Origin of the sequence: Ruoffia tabacinasalis (genome assembly GCF_005864045.1) — a bacterium.
GTDB lineage: Bacteria > Bacillota > Bacilli > Lactobacillales > Aerococcaceae > Ruoffia > Ruoffia tabacinasalis.
Map to the genome: position 1 here is coordinate 14,361 of NZ_VBSP01000024.1, position 19,852 is coordinate 34,212.

18 protein-coding genes and 1 pseudogene are annotated in these 19,852 nt (G+C 35.2%); 14 read left to right on the plus strand and 5 right to left on the minus strand.

Features of this window, described 5'->3' with window-relative positions; genetic code table 11:
* Positions 1–155 precede the first annotated feature (155 nt).
* From FEZ33_RS07420 to proS, 5 genes are all read left to right on the plus strand, one after another.
* Positions 156–1,088, plus strand: a complete 933-nt coding sequence (locus FEZ33_RS07420) for an ABC transporter permease (protein WP_138404770.1) — start codon at positions 156–158, stop codon at positions 1,086–1,088.
* 4 nt (positions 1,089–1,092) lie between these two features.
* Positions 1,093–2,145 carry an ABC transporter permease gene (locus tag FEZ33_RS07425; RefSeq protein WP_138404771.1) on the plus strand — a complete coding sequence of 351 codons (1,053 nt, stop codon included), beginning with the start codon at positions 1,093–1,095 and terminating at the stop codon, positions 2,143–2,145.
* A gap of 2 nt (positions 2,146–2,147) precedes the next feature.
* A complete protein-coding gene (locus FEZ33_RS07430; RefSeq protein ID WP_138404772.1) occupies positions 2,148–3,224 on the plus strand; it encodes an ABC transporter ATP-binding protein in 1,077 nt (358 codons plus the stop codon).
* Positions 3,217–4,170, plus strand: a complete 954-nt coding sequence (locus tag FEZ33_RS07435) for an ABC transporter ATP-binding protein (RefSeq protein ID WP_138404773.1) — start codon at positions 3,217–3,219, stop codon at positions 4,168–4,170. Before FEZ33_RS07430 ends, FEZ33_RS07435 begins: the two co-directional genes overlap by 8 nt.
* A 277-nt stretch (positions 4,171–4,447) precedes the next feature.
* Complete coding sequence (gene proS / locus FEZ33_RS07440) at positions 4,448–5,887, plus strand: proline--tRNA ligase (RefSeq protein ID WP_138404774.1); 1,440 nt, start codon at positions 4,448–4,450, stop codon at positions 5,885–5,887.
* 121 nt (positions 5,888–6,008) lie between these two features.
* On the opposite strand, the gene FEZ33_RS12460 is transcribed toward proS, so the two are convergent.
* From FEZ33_RS12460 to FEZ33_RS07455, 4 genes and pseudogenes are all read right to left on the minus strand, one after another.
* Complete coding sequence (locus FEZ33_RS12460; protein WP_171031324.1) at positions 6,009–6,182, minus strand: hypothetical protein; 174 nt, start codon at positions 6,180–6,182, stop codon at positions 6,009–6,011.
* Positions 6,183–6,560: 378 nt separating this feature from the next.
* Positions 6,561–7,208: pseudogene (locus FEZ33_RS07445) on the minus strand (transporter substrate-binding domain-containing protein); the annotation flags it as partial.
* 15 nt (positions 7,209–7,223) lie between these two features.
* A complete protein-coding gene (locus tag FEZ33_RS07450; protein WP_138404776.1) occupies positions 7,224–7,412 on the minus strand; it encodes a hypothetical protein in 189 nt (62 codons plus the stop codon).
* A 13-nt stretch (positions 7,413–7,425) separates the two neighbouring features.
* On the minus strand, positions 7,426–8,181 hold the full coding sequence (locus tag FEZ33_RS07455) for an amino acid ABC transporter ATP-binding protein (protein WP_138404777.1): 756 nt from the start codon (positions 8,179–8,181) through the stop codon (positions 7,426–7,428).
* 307 nt (positions 8,182–8,488) lie between these two features.
* Here FEZ33_RS07455 and FEZ33_RS07460 point away from each other — a divergent pair, with 307 nt between their 5' ends.
* From FEZ33_RS07460 to FEZ33_RS07500, 9 genes are all read left to right on the plus strand, one after another.
* The gene (locus FEZ33_RS07460) at positions 8,489–10,396 is read left to right on the plus strand and encodes a BglG family transcription antiterminator (RefSeq protein ID WP_138404778.1); all 1,908 of its coding nucleotides are present in this window, start codon (positions 8,489–8,491) and stop codon (positions 10,394–10,396) included.
* Positions 10,393–10,854 (plus strand): PTS sugar transporter subunit IIA, encoded by a 462-nt coding sequence (locus FEZ33_RS07465; RefSeq protein ID WP_138404779.1) that lies wholly within the window; start codon positions 10,393–10,395, stop codon positions 10,852–10,854. Before FEZ33_RS07460 ends, FEZ33_RS07465 begins: the two co-directional genes overlap by 4 nt.
* A 13-nt stretch (positions 10,855–10,867) precedes the next feature.
* Entirely contained in the window at positions 10,868–11,182 is a 315-nt protein-coding gene (locus tag FEZ33_RS07470) for a PTS fructose transporter subunit IIB (protein WP_138404780.1), read from the plus strand.
* Between the two features lie 24 nt (positions 11,183–11,206).
* A complete protein-coding gene (locus FEZ33_RS07475; protein ID WP_138404781.1) occupies positions 11,207–12,268 on the plus strand; it encodes a PTS fructose transporter subunit IIC in 1,062 nt (353 codons plus the stop codon).
* Positions 12,268–13,539 carry a class II D-tagatose-bisphosphate aldolase non-catalytic subunit gene (locus FEZ33_RS07480; protein WP_138404782.1) on the plus strand — a complete coding sequence of 424 codons (1,272 nt, stop codon included), beginning with the start codon at positions 12,268–12,270 and terminating at the stop codon, positions 13,537–13,539. The genes FEZ33_RS07475 and FEZ33_RS07480 overlap by 1 nt, the downstream gene beginning before the upstream one ends.
* Positions 13,540–13,667: 128 nt before the next feature.
* Positions 13,668–14,369 (plus strand): HAD family hydrolase, encoded by a 702-nt coding sequence (locus FEZ33_RS07485; protein ID WP_138404783.1) that lies wholly within the window; start codon positions 13,668–13,670, stop codon positions 14,367–14,369.
* 215 nt (positions 14,370–14,584) lie between these two features.
* Positions 14,585–15,502, plus strand: a complete 918-nt coding sequence (locus FEZ33_RS07490; RefSeq protein WP_138404784.1) for an ATP-dependent 6-phosphofructokinase — start codon at positions 14,585–14,587, stop codon at positions 15,500–15,502.
* A 23-nt stretch (positions 15,503–15,525) separates the two neighbouring features.
* Entirely contained in the window at positions 15,526–17,526 is a 2,001-nt protein-coding gene (gene tkt / locus FEZ33_RS07495; RefSeq protein ID WP_138404785.1) for a transketolase, read from the plus strand.
* A 99-nt stretch (positions 17,527–17,625) separates the two neighbouring features.
* A complete protein-coding gene (locus FEZ33_RS07500; RefSeq protein ID WP_138404786.1) occupies positions 17,626–18,573 on the plus strand; it encodes a sugar-binding transcriptional regulator in 948 nt (315 codons plus the stop codon).
* Positions 18,574–18,781: 208 nt separating this feature from the next.
* On the opposite strand, the gene FEZ33_RS07505 is transcribed toward FEZ33_RS07500, so the two are convergent.
* Complete coding sequence (locus FEZ33_RS07505; protein ID WP_138404787.1) at positions 18,782–19,723, minus strand: sugar-binding transcriptional regulator; 942 nt, start codon at positions 19,721–19,723, stop codon at positions 18,782–18,784.
* Positions 19,724–19,852: the final 129 nt, after the last annotated feature.

Below are 19,852 nucleotides of genomic sequence, written 5' to 3' on the forward strand. Positions count from 1 at the left end.
ACTAAATTAAGTAATTAAGATAAGAAAGTCAGAATGAATTTATTTATTCAATTAAAGAAGACCAATGTGTCGCTTTGATTTGAATGATTCATTTCTGACTTTGCTTGTTTTCATTCGACTAAATTAAGAGATATTTAGGAAAGGATTTTTGTACTATGAGTAAGTATTTAATTCGGCGCATATTCATTTCGTTAGCAACTTTATTACTAATCGTCTTTTTATTATTTATGTTGCTACAATTTATGCCCGGTTCTCCATTCAACGATGAACGTATCACTGCTGAGCAAAGAGAATTAATGAATATTCGTTATGGACTAGATAAACCAATCATTATTCAATTTTTTAATTATGTGAAGAATATGCTAACTGGAGACTTAGGTGTATCCTATTCAATTTCTCGTGATGTACCTGTTACAACTCTATTACAATCACGATTGCCAATTTCATTTGAATTGGGTTTTTGGGCGGTTATTGTAGGAACGGTGATTGGACTTATATTTGGGACGATTGCTGCTTTTAATCAAAATACATTTTGGGATACGCTTGCTACAATACTTTCAGTTGTAGGTGTGAGTGTACCTTCCTATGTTTTTGCTTTAGGATTATCGTATTATTTTGGTTTTCAATGGCAAGTTTTCCCAATTTTATTTAATCTACAAGATAAAGGGATGAGCATGGTGTTACCGGTAGTGGCCTTAAGTTTATTTACTATGGCGTCAATTGCTCGATTCACACGAACTGAAATGATAGAAGTGCTTCAATCGGATTATATCCAACTGGCTGAAAGTAAGGGAGTTACTGGTTTTAGGTTGCTTTATAAGCACGTCTTTCGAAATGCAAGTATTCCAATATTAACTGTATTAGCACCACTAATAGTTGGATTAATGACAGGGTCAATGGTTGTTGAACAAATTTTTTCAATCCCAGGATTAGGTCAACTACTTGTCCAAGCAATTCAATCAAATGACTTTAATATTGTAATGGGTATCTCATTTATATATTCAGCATTGTTTATTGCGATTATGCTCATCGTTGATATTCTTTATGGGATATTGGATCCGCGTATACGCATAACGGAAGGAGGATAAGCTAATGACTGAATTAAATAGAACAGAAGAGATTGAATTTTTAGCTGATGACTTCGAGTGGGCTGATAAAGGTGAAGATATAAATCAGCAAGAAATATTTGTACGTGAGTCTTCGATCAAACAATTTATTACTAAATTCTCAAAAAATAAAGGTTCTGTGTTTGGACTAATATTTATTATTATTATTATCTTTTTTGCTTTATTCGGACCATATATGAATGATTTTGGGTCCAATGAGCAGATAATTGGAAATGAGAGTATGGCTCCTCGAGTTCCAGGACTTGAAAAAATTGGAGTTTTAGACGGAACGCAAACGCTCAAATCATCAACAGGAGAAATTGAACTGAATAAATACGAATCAAATCCTAACGCCCAGGATACTTATTATTGGTTTGGTAGTGATGTTCTAGGTCGCGACATCTTTACAAGAACATGGGAAGGGACACGGATATCACTCTATATTGCTTTGGTAGCGGTAATTGTCGATGTTTTAATAGGAATGACTTACGGACTGATTTCAGGTTATTTTGGTGGAAAAGTCGATATGGTTATGCAACGAATATTGGAAGTGCTCAATGGTATTCCTAGTTTGGTTATTGTGACTCTCTTAATTGTTGTGCTCGAACCTGGTATCTTAAGTATCACCATTGCCATTGCTTTAACAGGTTGGATTGGCATGTCACGGGTAGCGAGGGCCCAGATACTTAAACTTAAAGACCGAGAATTTGTGCTAGCAGCGAGGACATTAGGGGCGAAGCCAAGTACGATTATTTTTAAAGAAATATTACCAAATATATTTGCCCAATTAATTATTATGTCAATGTTCTCAGTTCCGAATGCAATCTTTACAGAGTCATTTCTAGCGTTTATTGGTTTAGGCGTTCCTATGCCAGACGCATCACTTGGTTCACTTATCAGTGATGCATTTAAGTCATTTTTAAACGCACCATTTATGATTATCCCACCAGTATTTGTATTATCAATGACAATGTTGAGTTTTAATTTACTGGCTGATGGACTGCGTGATGCCCTTGATCCAACTATGAAGGAGGTTTAAAAATGAGTCGTCAAAAAATATTAGAAATGCGTGATTTAAATGTCTCATTTAAAACATCTCAGGGTGCTGTGGAAGCAATACGTGGTGTAGATCTTGATTTATATAAAGGTGAAACATTAGCAATAGTTGGAGAATCAGGTTCTGGAAAATCAGTAACTGTTAAAACGATTATGGGAATTACTGCTAATAATCAAAAGATTAACACGGGGGTTATTGAATACAAATATTCAACAAATGGAAAAATGACTTCTGTTGATTTATTAAAAATATCTAAAAAAGAAATGCGACGTACATTTAATGGGAAACGAATCGCTATGGTTTTTCAAGACCCGATGACATCACTGAATCCAACAATGAATATTGGTGATCAGATTATGGAAGGGATGTTCATTCACTACAAAACTCCAAAAGCGGAGGCACGTAAGAAAGCTTTGAACCTTTTAGATCTGGTAGGAATTTCCGATGGGGAAGAACGACTTAGTCAATATCCTCACCAATTATCAGGGGGGATGCGTCAACGAATTGTTATCGCCATTGCCTTAGCTTGTGACCCGGATATATTAATTTGTGATGAACCGACAACGGCATTAGATGTAACAATCCAATCGAAAATTTTAGACTTGATTAAGGTCATACAAGAAAAGACTGGTATTGCAGTTATATATATCACACATGATTTAGGTGTTGTTTCTAAAGTGGCTGATTATGTCAATGTTATGTACGCTGGACGAATTGTCGAAAAAGGAACGGCAGATGAAATATTCTATGAACCTAAACATCCATACACTTGGGGTCTATTATCTGCTATGCCGGATATTCATACAAAATCAGATAAGCTTTATGCTATTCCAGGGAACCCACCAAACTTAGCACATCACAAACAAGGGGATCCATTCTATATTCGAAATGATTATGCTTTAAATATCGATAAACGTATTGAGCCACCTATGTATCAAGTATCAGATACGCATTATGTAGCAAGTTGGTTATTGCATGAAAATGCCCCAGATATTGATATGCCTTCAACGTTAAAAAATAGAATTAATCGTATGAAATTGGAGGCAAGTAAATATGAGTGAATTTAAACAGCCGTTATTAGTAGTAAAGAATTTGAAACAACATTTTGAAGTGAGTAAAAAATACACGGTTAAAGCAGTCGATGGTGTAAGTTTCCATATTAATCAAGGAGAAACATATGGATTAGTAGGGGAGTCAGGATCTGGTAAATCAACCATTGGTCGATCACTGATAAGGTTGTATGAACCCACATCAGGTTCAATTGTTTTTGATGGTAAAGAAATGGCAGGAAAATTAGATAAAGAACGTGATGCTTTCTTAAGGACAAACATGCAAATGATTTTCCAAGACCCAATGGCAAGTCTAAACCCACGAAAAAAAGTCATTGAAATTATTACTCAAGGACTCGAAATTCAACAAATATATAATACATCCGATGAACGTGAAGCTATGGGGTTAGAAATACTGGAACGTGTAGGTCTGTCTAGAGAATTTGCGAACCGTTATCCACATCAATTCTCAGGAGGACAACGCCAACGTGTAGGGATTGCGCGTGCTTTAATTATGAATCCTAAATTAATTATTGCTGATGAATCTATTAGTGCTCTAGACGTATCCATCCAAGCACAGATTGTTAATTTAATGAAGGAAATTCAGAAAGAGTCCAATCTATCCTATTTATTCATTGCGCATGACCTTTCAATGGTTAAGTATATTTCAGATAGGATTGGTGTACTTCATTTAGGACATCTGCTGGAGACGGGAACGACTGAAGAGATATTTAATAATCCGATTCATCCCTATACACGTTCTTTACTATCAGCTATCCCACATCCAAACCCACAATTAGAAAAACATAGAAAAGCACTACATTATGACTATAAGGGGAGTGGTTTCAATTATTCTTTAGGTGAAGAATATAAGGTATCTGAGACTCATTCTGCCTGGTTAGAGCCAGAGAAACGAGATTTTGTCTTACAAGAAGCCGTGAATACGCAAATAAGTTAATCTGAGCGTTGAACTTTTCGTTAAGACTCGCTATAATATAAGCATTGTTAGAATAGTAAACGAATTGACGGTAATAAGAGAAAGTCACCTAGGCTGAAAGTGACGTGCCCACTCATTCGTTGAACCTACTAAACAGTTTATGGGTTCGCCTCCTTATCGGCTCTAAGCAGGTTGGCAACATGCTGACAACTGAGGTGGTACCGCGGAGATCAACTGTTCTTCGTCCTTATTTGGACGGGAACAGTTTTTTTGTATAAAATTATAATAGGAGGTTACTATGGTAACGAGAAAAGAAGATTTTTCAAAATGGTATATCCAAACAATTCAAAAAGCTGACTTAATGGACTATTCACCCGTACGTGGTTGTATGATTTTCAAACCCAACGGTTTCGAAATTTGGGAGCATATCCAAGAAGCTTTAAACTACCGATTCAAACAAGAAGGTATCCGTAATGCATACTTCCCAATGTTAATTCCCGAGAGCTTCTTCAATAAGGAAAAAGATCATATTGAAGGATTCTCACCAGAGTTACCGTGGGTTACTGAAGCTGCGGGTGAGCCATTAGAAGAGCGCTTAGCGCTACGTCCAACATCAGAAACGATGTTTGGTGATGCGTATTCTAAATGGATTAACTCATACCGTGATTTACCAATGGAAATGAACCAATGGGCAAACGTATTCCGCTGGGAAAAACGTACAATGCCATTCCTACGTACGTCAGAATTCTTATGGCAAGAAGGGCATACGGCTCACACCAATGCTGAAGAAGCTAAAAGACGTACACAACGTATGTTAGATATTTATGCAGAAGTGATTGAAGGCGTATTAGCTATTCCAGTATTTAAAGGTGAAAAAACACCTTCAGAACGCTTTGCTGGTGCAGAACGAACTTACTCTGTTGAAGCAATGATGCAAGATACAAAAGCTGTTCAAGCAGGAACAAGTCACTACATGGGAACGAAATTCGCTGAAGCTTTTGATATCAAATACTTAAACAGCGACAACGAACACGTTCACGCATTCACCACATCATGGGGTGTATCAACACGTTTAATCGGAGCAATGATCATGTCTCACGGTGACGACCAAGGACTAGTTATGCCACCAAAAGTTGCTCCGCAACAAGTCGTATTCATTCCTGTTGGACCATGGCAAAAGAACCCAGCGATCATGGACAAAATCTATGAACTGAATGAAGAATTAGCAAGCAAGCAAATCCGTACAGTCATTGACGGAAGCGATAACCGTCCAGGTTACAAATTCAATGAATGGGAATTACGCGGTGCGCCACTTCGTGTAGAAATTGGACCACGTGACTTAGAAAACAATAAAGTCATCGTTAAAGCGCGTGACTTAGATGAAAAAGTAGATGTTGAATTCACAAACTTTGCTGATTACATCGAAAATGCCTTAGATGAAATGCAAAATCGCCTATTAGAATCAGCACGCGAACGCAATTCACAACACATCTATACGGACATCAATACATTAGAAGAACTTGAAAACCATATTGAAGCGAAAAAAGCTGCAAACGAAAACCCAGGTTGGATCTTAGCAGGATGGGACGGAACGGAAGAATCAGAAGCAAAGATTAAAGAACGCACTGGTTTCACAACACGTAACATTCCAGTTGATGGTACAGTAGATAAGAAAGACGTATGTATTGTGACAGGTAACCCAGCAACAGAAACTGTTTGGTTAGCCAGAGCATACTAATTTAAAGAAGATTAAACCGAGACTGTGTAAAAACAGCCTCGGTTTTTTGTTGAGATCTCGTGACCTCATAAACAAGAAAAACCGTCCTCGAAAGGACGGCTTAATTATTGACTTACTTATTTCATAACGCTTCAGTTTCGATTTTTACTTTCTGTAAATAACGAATTGTATCTTCTTCAAAAGGATGTCTAATCCCACACCCAGGTGTAAGAATTAAGTGCTTTCCACCAGACTCTGTAATTGAACGGTAAATTTGATGACGAAGAGGGTTGCGATTATTATGTGTAATATCCATACGTGCAATGCCGCCCATGACACATTTGTTAGTATAATCAATACCTTAGTACTACGCATAAACGAGGCATAAACAGCAAACAATTGGCTGATAACCGGAATGTGTCTAATCCGAACCGCTGCAACAACTATTGCAAATAAGAAACCAAAGAATGCAGCAATGACCAAGATATAGATAGTTAAAGGGAGTGTTTTAATTAATGTGGGTAAGATGTCAATAATAAAACTAAAATCCATCTCATTCCCTCCTTTTTTTTGTAGAGTTTTTACTAGTGTACCATTATTAAAAAAAGCCTAATGAAAGCTGATTAAATTACCAAAACAAAAGGTGTTGCTTGCACGACTAACGTACAAAAAACACCATGGCAAGTCCAATAGACTATTGTTCAGTTAATTCATAATCAAACATGTTCTCTCCATACAACTTCTTAGATAGCTCAGCTAAAGTACCATCTTCTTTTAATTGCGCTATGGCTTCATCTAATTTTTCTTTCAAAGCTTCTTGATCTTGCGCTAATACAAAGTATGTAGGATTTACTTGAACAGGCTCATTGGTAGTTGAAACATTTAATTCTAAATCAGTAATCATATCATCAGCCCCTAAGTTAGAAGGCATAACTACCGCATCTGATACACCATCGTGTAAGGCTTGGAAACGTTGTGCGAAGTTACCCGCTTCCCCTAATTGAATATCAATTTGATTGTCAGGGTTCTCTTCATTATATGAAGTCAACAAATTAAAGATACCTCCATTTGGAGTTACCGGATGAACTGTTACACCAACTAAATCATCTAGAGTTTGAATTGAATCATCATCGGCACGTTTGTAAATTTCAATGGTACTGACACCCGTATGTTCTTCAGGGAATAAGTAAAGTTCCTCACGCTCTTCATTTTTGAATAAACCGCCACCGATAAGTGCATATTTACCAGTATCTAAACCAACTTGAGTGGCTTCAGCACTCACGCTTTCAATGGTTAAGTTGTAACCATCGATCACTTCATTGATGGCATTAATTACATCAACTTTATAACCATCTAATTAACCATCATTGTTAGTAAAACTCAATGGGTTCGAAGCATTTTCAACCGCCACAGTTACTTCAACTGTCTCGCCTTCAGCAGCAGGTTCATTTTGAGCTGAAGATTCTTCAGTTGCCCCATTCCCGCTACCACATGCTACGAGGATGAACGCACCCAGTGCAAGTACGAATGTTTTAAAATATTTCATTATTATTCTCCTTTTATTCACTTTCAGTTTTAAAAGGATTTTCTAAATCTTGTAAGAAACGCTGTGTACGTTCTTCTTTTGGATGATTAAAAATTTGTTCTGGCGAACCTTGTTCCACAATATGTTCATTTTCCATAAATACGACATGATTTGAAACATATTTAGCAGAATTCATTTCGTGAGTAGCAATCACCATGGTCATCCCAGTCTTAGCAACTTCCTGAAGTACTCTTAATACTTCCGCAGAACGTTCAGGGTCTAATGAAGAAGTTGGCTCATCGAGTAACATCACTTGAGGTTCCAATGCCAGTGCGCGTGCAATTCCAATCCGTTGTTGTTGACCTCCAGATAATTGCATAGGGTAGTTATCAACTTTATCACCTAAGCCGACCGCTTCAATTTGTGCTTTTGCTATAGCTTCAGCTTCTTTTTTAGATTTATTTTGAACAGTGACTAAACCTTCCATTACATTTTCTAAAATCGTTTTGTTCCGGAATAAGTTATAACTTTGAAACACCATCGCTGTTTTTCTTCTTAATTGGATAATATCTTTCTCACTTGCTGTTTGACAATCAACAGTCAGTCCATCAATGGTTACTTTCCCTTGATCAACTCGTTCTAAGAAATTAATCGAGCGAAGTAGGGTTGTTTTTCCAGTCCCACTTGGCCCAATTAAAGCCACGACATCACCTTGGTTGACTGTTAAATCGATTCCTTTTAAGACCTTGTTATCTGCGAATGTCTTTTCAATACCTTCAACTACTAACATTGCCTACCTCCTAACTTGGGCATAACCCAAGAATATCAATATTCAGTTATATGTTATTTGAAGGGAATTGTATACTGAATAGACCTAAATACTGGTATTAGGTAGAGGCGAATGGTGAGTATTTTGTTCGAACTTTATGATATACCAATGTTAGAATACAAAAATAGCTGTTGCAGAATTGTTAGTTATTGCAAGAAGTCTATCTACTTGTTGCAATTTTTTGTGATTGAGAAAGCGCTTTACATGATGTATTCTATAGACATGGAGGCGCTAACAACACAATAATACTATTGATAGGAGTGGTTAAATGTCTCCAAAGGATCGTCAAAAAAAATTAGTAGAATACTTAGAAATTATAGATGAATGGTCAACAGTTAAAGATCTTGCAGATGTTTTGGGGGTATCTGAACGAACATTACATTCTGATATAAACACGGTAAATAAGAACATTAAAGATACCGGATCAATGATTGAGAAAAAGAGAGGGGTAGGAATCAAACTAATAAATCACATTACAATAAATGACAAAGATAACAAACAAGAATACGAACAAATTAATGATAGAAAAATTCAAATCCTAGAAATGCTTCTTATTAAAAATATGACAGTCACATATAATGATTTAGCTAATGAACTGTTTGTAAGTTCAACTTCGATAAAAAATGATATCGATGAAATTAAAACTAGTTTAAATGCAAATACAAGAGTGAAAATCATAAGTGATTTAAATGGAACTAAAATTACAGGAGATGAAAACTCTATTAGGGAGGCCATGATTTGGTTTAATCAAAAAGTCATCGAGAAAAAGTCATTAGCTCATTATAATAATATGGATCAAATTAAAAAGGTGTTTGAAGAATTTTATCAAGAGGAACTTGTAAATGTTGCTTATGATATTTTGTTCAGTTTTGTAATGAATAACAATAGCTTATTGTCAGAATATTATATTTTAAATACTTTAAACGTCTATATTGTGCAGCTCCATAGATTGGTAAATGAGAATTTAATGGATCAGTCTATAATGAATTTAACAGAAGATGATTTTGGGGATTTATCTGATTTTACATCAGGGTCAAGTCAATTATTAAAACGGGCATCATCACGTTTAACATTGGAATATACTCAAAATGATATAAAATTTCTTGCTAAGTATCTTATATTAAATCGTTTTGAGCACATTCCTAATGAAACGACTAATATTAATTTTATTGAAGGACTTATTAGTTACTTAAGTGATGCTTTCGGTGTTAATTTTAAAAAAGATTCTCAATTAATGAAAGAACTTAAACAACATGTACCTCCAATGATATATCGATTGAAACTAAAAGTTCGGGTAGAAAATCCTTTTACCGAGCAAATAAAAAGTGAGTATCGTGAAACTTTCCATACTATTTCTATGGCAATATCAAAATTTGAATCAGGTTTAAAAGTCGAATTTAATGATGGGGAAGTTGCGTTATTGGCCATATATTTTCAATCTGCTATTGAAAGACAGAAGGAACATAAACGAATTTTGGTAGTTTGTCAGTATGGTATTGCTACTTCAGAATTACTAGTCAATAAATTGAAAAATGAATTATCTGCCGCTGAACAAATTGAGTCTACATCTGTAGGTGAATTGGAATATTACAACTTAGACGACTATGAATTAATCGTTTCATCTACAAACTTAATAAAGGGTAAAAACGTCATAAACGTCTCACCACTTTTAACAAATCAAGATATTGAATACATAAAAAGGAAATTAAATTCAAATGGTGAAGAATCGGTAGAAGAAACTGTGGATATAGAAAATATAAAAAAATTTTTAAATAAGGATTATATTTTCATAAACGCCGAATTCAATGATAGAGAATCATTAGTGGCATATATTGATAACAAACTTACATCCGATGAATATATAGAAAACTCTTATATGGAAACATTAATTCGTAGAGAATCATTGGGGAATACAGACTTACCGAACGGTGTTGCCACACCTCATGGCGATATAGACCTTGTAAATAAATCGTTAATAGTCATCATTAATAACAATAAAAAAATTCGATGGAATAAGTATTTTGTTGATAAAATATTTATTTTGCTAATTAGCAAAGAGGATACGAAAGAAACAAAAGATATAATGAAAGAATTATATTCATTAATTAACGATAAAAATATTATGAGTCATTTTAAAGAATATTTAAATGAAGTGAAAGGGGATTTAATTAAGTGATAGATAGCGATGTGATCCATAAAGAAATTATATTTTTAAATAAAGAATTAGATAATAAAATTTCTATTGTCGATTATATTTTAGAGGAGGCGAAAAAAAATAATCTAATATCAGTAAAAGATGATTTGAAAAAGGCTGTTTTAGAGAGAGAAGAACAAATATCTACATCCATAGGTTTTGATATCGCTATGCCCCACGGTAAAAGCGATACAGTTTTGCAGCCATTCGTAGCTTTCTTGAGAACTAAGGAAGGGATTTATTGGGATAAAGACAGCGATGAAACTGTAAGAATGATTTTTTTAATTGCTGTTCCAAGTGAAAATAAAGATAATATGCATCTGAAATTTATTTCAGAGATTAGTAAAAAGTTACTTGATGATGAGTTTAGACAAAAATTATTGACTGAAGAAAATGAAAATGAAGTATACAAATTATTACAATCTATAAAACAAAAATAAGGAGAGAAATATTATGAAAATTGTAGGAGTATCAGCATGTCCAACAGGGATAGCACACACATATATGGCACAAGAAGCAATTGAAAAAGAAGGTAAAAAAAGAGGACATGATGTAAAAATTGAGACTCAAGGTAGCATGGGTGTTGAAAATGAATTAGATCAAGCAGAAATTGATGCAGCGGATATTGTTATCTTTGCGGTATCAATTGATATTGAAGAAAAAGAAAGATTTGATGAGAAAGTAGCAGCAGACAAAGTAATTACTATTGATCCAGGCGAAGCAATTAAAAGCACAAAAGATTTGTTTGATCGAATCGAATCACTATAAAAGTGAAGAAAGCAGGAAAATAAAATGGCTAATAATAAAAACAAATTTTTAAGCGATTTACAAAAAGCGTTTAATACTGGGGTTTCATTTATGTTACCAGCAGTGGTTGTTGGGGGAATATTTTTAGCAATTGCTTTAGCAACAGGTACACCAACAGATTCTGGAATGGAAATTACAAACCCATTTATGCAAAACTTAAATGATTTAGGTGCTGCAGGGTTTGCCATGATGATCCCGTTGCTTTCTGGATATATCGCACACTCTCTAGCAGGTAAACCCGGATTAGCTCCAGGTATGGTTTTAGGTTTTGTAGCAAATAACCCAATTGGAGAATCTCAAGTTTCAACCGGATTTCTAGGCGCAATGATTTTAGGAGTAGGAACAGGTTATTTTGTTAGATGGATGAAAACTTGGAAAACCCCTGCGACTATCAGAACGATAATGCCTATATTAATCATACCAGTTATTACTGTATTTGTACTAGGTATGATTTATATCTATATTATTGCAGTCCCAATTGGTGGATTAATGTCATGGTTAGTTGAAGTTCTTGGAAGTTTACAAGGTAGTAGCGCAATACTGTTAGGTTTACTAATCGGAGCAATGACAGCGATTGATATGGGAGGGCCAATTAATAAAACTGCAACAGCGTTTACAATTGCGTTAATGGCTGAAGGCATTTATGCACCCAATGGAGCTCACCGTATTGCAGTAGCAATACCACCATTAGCAATGGCAATTTCGACATTTGTAGATCGTAAAAAATATGCACCAGAAGATAAAGATTTAGGGATTTCAGCATTCTTCATGGGGCTAATCGGGATTACAGAAGGAGCTATCCCGTTTGCTGTAAAAGATGCAAAAAGAGTTATACCAGCTTTAATTGTTGGTAGTGCCGTAGGTGGAGCTATAGGTATGATGAATAATGTTGAAGCATTAGTGCCACATGGTGGTTTGATTATCTTGCCTGTAGTAAATGGAAAATTATGGTACGTGTTAGCAATGTTAATTGGGACACTGGTATCCGTAGCAATCTTACACTTTACAAAACCAAACATTGAAAATCAACAGGAGGAAACAAAATAATGGAAAAACATTCAATTAAAAAAGTAGTAGAAGGGTTACTTAATTTACAAGATACAGGAGATAGTGCGACATTATTGGGGATTGGACCTATGTCACAGAACTGTGTTCAGGCTGCTCTAGAACTTTCAAATGACGATGATTACCCAGTGATGTTTATTGCTAGCCGTAATCAAGTAGATAAAGATGAATTCGGAGGGGGCTATGTAAATGGCTGGGATCAGTTCCGGTTCGCGAAAGCAGTTGAAGAAGTAGCAGAGAAAATTGGATACGATAACCAATATTATTTATGTCGAGATCATGGAGGACCATGGCAAAGAGATAAAGAAAGAAATGACCATATTCCAGAAGAAGAAGCAATGCGTATCGGGAAAGAATCATACTTAGCGGATATAGAAGCAGGATTTGATTTATTAATGATTGATCCAACAAAAGACCCATTTGAAGTCGGTAAAGTTATTCCATTAGAAATTGTAATTAAACGCACTGTTGAATTAATTGAGTTCTGTGAAAATGTCCGAAAAGAAAGAAATTTACCAGAAATTGGTTATGAAGTAGGAACGGAAGAAACAAATGGTGGCCTAACTTCGACAGAGACTTATGAAACATTTATCAATAGATTAGCGGATGAATTAACAAGTAAAGACTTACCAATGCCAACATTTATTGTAGGACAAACTGGGACTCTAGTTAGAAAAACAGAACAAGCTGGTAAATTTAATTTTGATAATGCTTATGAATTAGCTGAAATGGCTAAAAAATATAAAGTAGGATTAAAAGAACACAATGGGGACTATTTAGATGATGTGTCATTACTAATGCACATTCCATCTCAAATCACTGCAACAAACGTAGCACCTCAATATGGTACTGAAGAAACGAGAGCCTATTTAAAACTAGCAGAAGTAGAAAAAGATTTAGAAAGTAAAAGCTTAATTGAAACAGCTTCAAATACTTATGACGTTTTACTTGAACATGCAATTAAAAGTGAACGTTGGAGAAAATGGATGGTGGGTGACCAAGTCAACTTAACGGTGGATGAAATTACTAATAATAAATATTTAGCTGTTGAAATATTAGACATTGCAGGTCACTATACCTTCAACGATGAAGAAGTTAAAGCAGAGATTAAAAAATTATATGAAAATTTAGCAAAACACAACATTGATGCTGAGCGATTTGTAATTGATCACATCAAACGGCCAATTCGCGATTATGCTGAAGCCTATAATTTAACAGGAGTTACGACTAGAATTAATAATATACTAAAATAGTTACAGATTTTAAACAGCAGAAATTTGTAATATTAGCAAAAGTTCAAAGTAGACTATTTATAATACTTTGAACTTTTCTTGCATTAAATTACTAATTTATTGTAAATATCTAGAAAGGGAAAGATTCAATGACTATAAAAGCTGTTGGCTTTGACTTAGATGATACATTATATAGCAGAAGTAATTATTATAAATTTATTTATGAAATTATGGAAGATTCGGTCATTAATACGGGGCATTCATTTTCAAATTTCTATGAAGTATTTCAGAGATATTCTGATTTAGAGTATGAAAAATTTATCCGAGAAGGTAAGTCAAAAGTAGCTTATAAAAATGATCGTGTCATTAAAACTTATAAAGAATTAAATGCCGACATATCAGAGAATGAGGCTATTATCTTTAATTCTTTATACTTATATTTCCGTAACAAAATAATATATCGAGAGGGTATAGAAGACTTGTTTGAAATGTTATTAAAGAACAATATAGAATTATTTATTCTAACTAACGGTCCGAGTGAGGATCAAAGAAATAAAATAAAGGAACTTAATGTTGAGTATTATATTCATCGGAATAGATGGTTCATATCAGATGAACTAAAGTGTTCAAAACCCGACCTTCAAATTTTTAAAAAAGTAGAGGAAATATTAGGCTTTCAAAAAGAAGAAATAGTATATATTGGTGATAATTATATAAATGACATAGTTGGCGCAAAGGAAGCAGGATGGGAAGCAATATTATTAAATGTTCATCAATATGAAAAAACGTCCGAGGAGTTTTTTATAGTAGATAAAATAGAGCAAATAAAATCTCTAAATATATTTTTATAAAAGGAATATATGATTCGACTTTCTTCTTAAATCATAAATAACATACGACACTGATTGTGGCATATGCTTTACAAACGATTGAAAGCGTTGTATAATCAGATTGTCAGAATTAAATTTTGAATTAAGAAATGTTTTACATATAAATATACTGAGTATATTTTTTAAAATTTAATTTGTATGAGCTCAAATGTTAAAATCATGTTTAGGAGAGTCAGATGAAGCGTATTGGTGTACTAACAAGCGGGGGCGATGCTCCAGGAATGAATGCAGCCATTAACGGGATCGTTGATGAAGCGCGCAAACATAACATCGAAGTTCGTGGTTATCTAGAGGGATATACTGGTTTAATCGCGAATGATTATATTGAATTGACACCTGAAGTTGTAAAACCACATCATCATGTGGGCGGAACTTTCTTAGGTACGTCAAGGTCGGAAGAATTCAAAAAAGCCGAGGTTCAAGCTGGAGTTGCTAAGCAATTAAAGCAAGATAATGTAGATGGACTAGTTGTCATTGGTGGAGATGGGTCATATCATGGTGCTTATAGTTTATCGAAACTAGGTATACAAACCATTGGGATTCCTGGAACGATTGATAATGATATTCCACTTACAGAATTAACTTTAGGCTTTAAAACTGCCATTCGAAATGTTGTTGAAACGGTTGATATTATCATGCAATCTGCGTCAAGCCATAAACATCTTTATTGTATTGAGGTGATGGGCCGTAGAGCGGGAGATATTGCAAGATGGACCGGCCGTGCGCTAGACGCAGATGGTATCATTGCTGAACCAGGAGATTTTGATGTGAATCTAGTAAAAGAAACCATCGAAAAATCCCAAGCTATGAATAAGCGATATCAGTTATTCATTCTTGCAGAAGGTGTCATGTCAGCTCAAGAGTTTAAAGAAGTTGTCGAACGCGAGACAAGATATCCAATTCATCCATTATTACTTGGTCATATCCAACGAGGTGGAAATCCAGTTGCCGAGGATCGGATTTTAGGTTTAGATTTTGGAGAACACGCTGTTGCTTTGTTAAGAGAAGGAAAGACGGAGCGTTGCACAGCGGTTATAGATAATAAAGTAACAGATGTAAGTTTTGAAGAAACATTCGCATTAATAGAAAAATAAAAATAATTCTTTGGAGGAATATAATGTTTAACGAAAAAGATTTAGTAGCGGTAAATACATTACGTGCTTTGAGTGTGGAACAAGTTGAGAAAGCAAATTCTGGTCACCCAGGTTTACCTATGGGAGCAGCACCAATGGCATATGCTTTATGGGCAGGACATTTAAATGTGAACCCAGAATTATCTGATTGGCCAAACCGTGACCGTTTCGTATTATCTGCAGGACATGGTTCAGCTTTACTTTACAGTTTATTACATATGAGTGGTTTTGATGTAACGATTGATGACTTAAAAGACTTCCGTCAATTAAACGGTCGCACACCAGGGCATCCTGAATACCGTCATACAAATGGCGTTGAAGCAACAACCGGTCCTTTAGGACAAGGAATTGCACAAGCTGTAGGGATGGCAATGGCGGAGCAACATACTGCAGCTGTCTACAATACAGATGAGCATCAAGTTATTGATCACTACACTTATACATTAGTTGGTGACGGGGACTTAATGGAAGGAATTAGTTACGAAGCGATTTCTTATGCAGGTCGTCAACAATTAGATAAATTAATCGTATTATACGATTCAAACGATATCTCATTAGATGGTGACTTAGACAAAGCCTTCAACGAAGATATTAAAGGACGTTTTGAATCAGCGAACTGGAACTACTTACGTGTTGAAGATGGAACTAACTTAGACGATATCTCAAACGCGATTCAAAAAGCAAAAGAAAACAAAGGAAAACCAACTTTAATCGAGATTAAAACAGTGATTGGTTACGGTTCTCCTCAACAAGGAACAGCAAATACGCATGGTAACCCATTAGGTGCTGACAACTGGACAGCAACACGTGAAGTTTATGGATGGACTCATGAAGCGTTTGATGTGCCAACAGAAGCACAAAGATTATTCGATGAAAAAGTAAAAAATCGTGGTAAAGAAGCTTATAATGCATGGGTAGAAGTATTCAATGCCTATAAAGAAGCTAATCCAGAGAAAGCTAAAGCCTTTGAACAAGGATTCAACGGACATCTTGCAGAAGACTACGCAGCTAACTTAGAATATAAAGGTGCAGATGCTAAAGCCGAAGCCAGTCGTGCTTCAAGTGGTGCTGCTATTCAAGGTCTTGCTGAAAAAGTATCTTTCCTATGGGGTGGATCAGCTGACTTATCAGGATCTAACAAAACAATGATCGATTCAGACACGGATTTCATGCCAGAAAACCGTGCAGGAAGAAACATTTGGTTCGGTGTGCGTGAATTCGCGATGGCAGCCATGATGAACGGGATTGCTTTACACGGCGGAACTAAAGTATACGCTGGAACATTCTTTGTGTTTACAGACTACTTAAAGGCAGCAGTACGACTATCAGCACTATCTAACTTACCAGTAACTTATGTCATGACACACGACTCTGTAGCAGTAGGGGAAGATGGCCCAACTCATGAGCCAGTCGAACACTTAGCAGCATTCCGTGCAATGCCTAACCTAAACTTAATTCGACCAGCCGATGTGAATGAGACATATGCTGCATGGAAAGTAGCAATTGAATCAGAAGACCGTCCAACAATGTTAGTTCTATCACGTCAAAACTTACCAGTACTAGAAGGATCTAACGAATTAGCTGAAGAAGGCGTTCGTAAAGGTGGATACGTTATCTCACCAAGTGAAGGTGAAACTCCTGAAGGTATCTTAATTGCTACTGGTTCTGAAGTTAGCTTAGCTGTAGAAGCACAAGCAAAATTAAAAGAACAAGGTATTGACGTATCAGTCGTGTCATTACCGGCACAAAACTTGTTCGAAGAGCAATCAGCTGAATATAAAGAAAGTGTCCTACCTAATGCCGTACGTAACCGTATGTCAATCGAAATGGGAGCAACATTCGGTTGGGAACGTTACATTGGTTTAGACGGGGTAGCTCTAGGTATTGACCGTTTTGGTGCATCAGGTAAAGGTGAAGAAGTGATTGAATACTTCGGCTTTACTGCGGATAATGTGGCAGCTAAGTATACTGAAGCGTTTAATTAATAAAATTAGTTAGAAAATCAGCTAATTAATATTCATCCATCAAAGTAGATAGTATTAAAGCTACCTACTTTGATGGATTTTATTATGTGAGGGGAAAATATGGAGAAAATCGCTGAAAATGAAATTGTAAAAATTGCGACGATGTACTATGAAGAAGGAATGACTCAATCAGAAATCGCCCGCAAAAGAGGGGTGTCCAGATCCTTAATCTCCAAAATTATCGTCGAAGCAAAAAGAGATGGTATTGTAGAAATCGTCATCAATAGTAGCAGTGTTTACACTGCTAAATTAGAACGTGAATTAGAGGAAAAATATCAATTAAAAAATGCCATCGTCATTGATACTTTTAACTTAAATAAGGATGAGATAAAAAAAATTGCTAGCCAACAAGCAGGACTATACTTGAAGAAAATAGCACCTCGATATAAGAAGATTGGGTTATCTTGGGGGAATTCCTTACGCGGATTAGTGGATTCATTTCCTTATACTAATCATCAAGAAGCAACAATTCTTCCTTTAATCGGGGGGTTAAGTGATGATTACTTTGATATCCAATCGAATCAATTGAGCTATGATCTAGCACGAAAGATGCGTGCAAAAGCTAAATATCTCTACTCACCGGCCTTAGTCTCGAATCCTTTGATTCGAGAAGAATTAAGTAATAACAATGCTATTCAAAGTATTCTCGAGGCAGGAAAAGAAGTTGACCTTGCATTGATTGGTATCTCAAGTCTCGATCAAGAGAGTAATATGAGACGACTTGGCTTCTTAAGTGAAGAAGATGCGACCGAATTAAAGGGGCATAATGCTGTAGGCGTAATTAATTCACGATTTTTCAATCAAGAAGGAAAAGAAGTAGATAGTGAAATAAATAAAAATGTTATTGGTCTAAATCTAGAAGAATTGAGAAAGATACCAGCGATTATGACAGTTGTATATGGGGATCAAAAAGTAGAAGCGATTCGTGCTGCACTTGAAAGTGAATTATTAAATATTATTGTGACAACGGATACGATTACGGAGGGGTTGTTGGGTGAAGAGTATTAGATGATAAAATTCATTACACAATTAATAGTGATCCCAAATTGACAAATAATAAATTTGAGAGAAAATAATTGTAAGGAAATACTTGGAGAAATCAGTTAATAATAGTCTGAATTCCATTAATATGGGAGAAAATAAATATTAAACACCGACACGTGTGAAATCTATGTGTAAGCACATGGATTCCACACGTGTTAAATCTTTATTAGAATTAAAGTTCATTGTTCAAAAGACCATCAGCGATTTCTTTGTCAATAATAATATGATCAAGCAAACCCATTTCTAATAAAATCTTAATACTTAATACTTTCTCTTTCCCAGATGCAAGCACTAATATTTCAGGTATTTTATGAATATCATTTAAGGCAATTCCCATCATGCGTTCCGTAATTGGGATACTTATTTTATTCCCGTTTTTATCAAAAAAACTTCCAAGTATATCTCCAATAGCGCCACTATCTCTAATCTGATTCTCTTCTTCTTTTGAAAAATAACCTAAACTTTTATACGTTGAAGATTCAATTGGATTACCAACACCTAGAATAGCTATGTCGACTTCCAATCCTTTATTGTAAATGTCTTGATACAAAGTAGTAGATTCAAATAAACCACGTACCTCTGCGCTTTCAGCGAAAGCCGGTGCGTAGAAGTAAGAAACATCGCAATTGTATTTTTCACTTAATCTAAAGGCTAAATGATTTGAATGGAATTGTGTATCTTGAATTCCAATACCACCAATTAAAGGGATTATCTCAAGGTTTTTACTTTTAGTATATGTGGCCTGATTAATATATTCAAAGATAGTCGTACCCCACCCCAATCCTAACTTTGTAAAATCGTTGATTCTATTTTCAATATATTGAGCACACAATTGACCTAATTCCTTTTTTATATTCTCATCACTTAAAGATCCATTAGCGATTTGGACAGTTCTTAAACCATATTTTTTTACAATCTCATGTTGTTTAGAATATAAATTCGAATCAGGGTGATGAATTGTTATAGTTACGATACCTCTATCGCGAGCCTCATTTAACATGTGAGATACAGTAGGGCGAGAGATATGTAATTTTTTTGCGATTTCTGCTTGAGTTAATTTCTCCTCATAATAAAGTGTTGCAATCTGAATAATTAAATTGTCTCTTTTATACAATTCGCCGATTGTAAAATTAAGCTAGACAACTAAAACAGCCATTTGTGGTACACTCAACTTGTAATTCCGACCAAAGAATACAAAGGAGTGACCACAAATGACCTACACCCATCTTACCACGGATGAACT

Coding starts and splice junctions, on each gene's coding strand:
- FEZ33_RS07420 (WP_138404770.1), top strand. CDS start 156: ATGAGTAAGTATTTAATTCGGCGCATATTCATTTCGTTAGCAACTTTA.
- FEZ33_RS07425 (WP_138404771.1), top strand. CDS start 1,093: ATGACTGAATTAAATAGAACAGAAGAGATTGAATTTTTAGCTGATGAC.
- FEZ33_RS07430 (WP_138404772.1), top strand. CDS start 2,148: ATGAGTCGTCAAAAAATATTAGAAATGCGTGATTTAAATGTCTCATTT.
- FEZ33_RS07435 (WP_138404773.1), top strand. CDS start 3,217: ATGAGTGAATTTAAACAGCCGTTATTAGTAGTAAAGAATTTGAAACAA.
- proS (WP_138404774.1), top strand. CDS start 4,448: ATGGTAACGAGAAAAGAAGATTTTTCAAAATGGTATATCCAAACAATT.
- FEZ33_RS12460 (WP_171031324.1), bottom strand. CDS start 6,182: ATGGATATTACACATAATAATCGCAACCCTCTTCGTCATCAAATTTAC.
- FEZ33_RS07450 (WP_138404776.1), bottom strand. CDS start 7,412: ATGAAATATTTTAAAACATTCGTACTTGCACTGGGTGCGTTCATCCTC.
- FEZ33_RS07455 (WP_138404777.1), bottom strand. CDS start 8,181: ATGTTAGTAGTTGAAGGTATTGAAAAGACATTCGCAGATAACAAGGTC.
- FEZ33_RS07460 (WP_138404778.1), top strand. CDS start 8,489: ATGTCTCCAAAGGATCGTCAAAAAAAATTAGTAGAATACTTAGAAATT.
- FEZ33_RS07470 (WP_138404780.1), top strand. CDS start 10,868: ATGAAAATTGTAGGAGTATCAGCATGTCCAACAGGGATAGCACACACA.
- FEZ33_RS07475 (WP_138404781.1), top strand. CDS start 11,207: ATGGCTAATAATAAAAACAAATTTTTAAGCGATTTACAAAAAGCGTTT.
- FEZ33_RS07480 (WP_138404782.1), top strand. CDS start 12,268: ATGGAAAAACATTCAATTAAAAAAGTAGTAGAAGGGTTACTTAATTTA.
- FEZ33_RS07485 (WP_138404783.1), top strand. CDS start 13,668: ATGACTATAAAAGCTGTTGGCTTTGACTTAGATGATACATTATATAGC.
- FEZ33_RS07490 (WP_138404784.1), top strand. CDS start 14,585: ATGAAGCGTATTGGTGTACTAACAAGCGGGGGCGATGCTCCAGGAATG.
- tkt (WP_138404785.1), top strand. CDS start 15,526: ATGTTTAACGAAAAAGATTTAGTAGCGGTAAATACATTACGTGCTTTG.
- FEZ33_RS07500 (WP_138404786.1), top strand. CDS start 17,626: ATGGAGAAAATCGCTGAAAATGAAATTGTAAAAATTGCGACGATGTAC.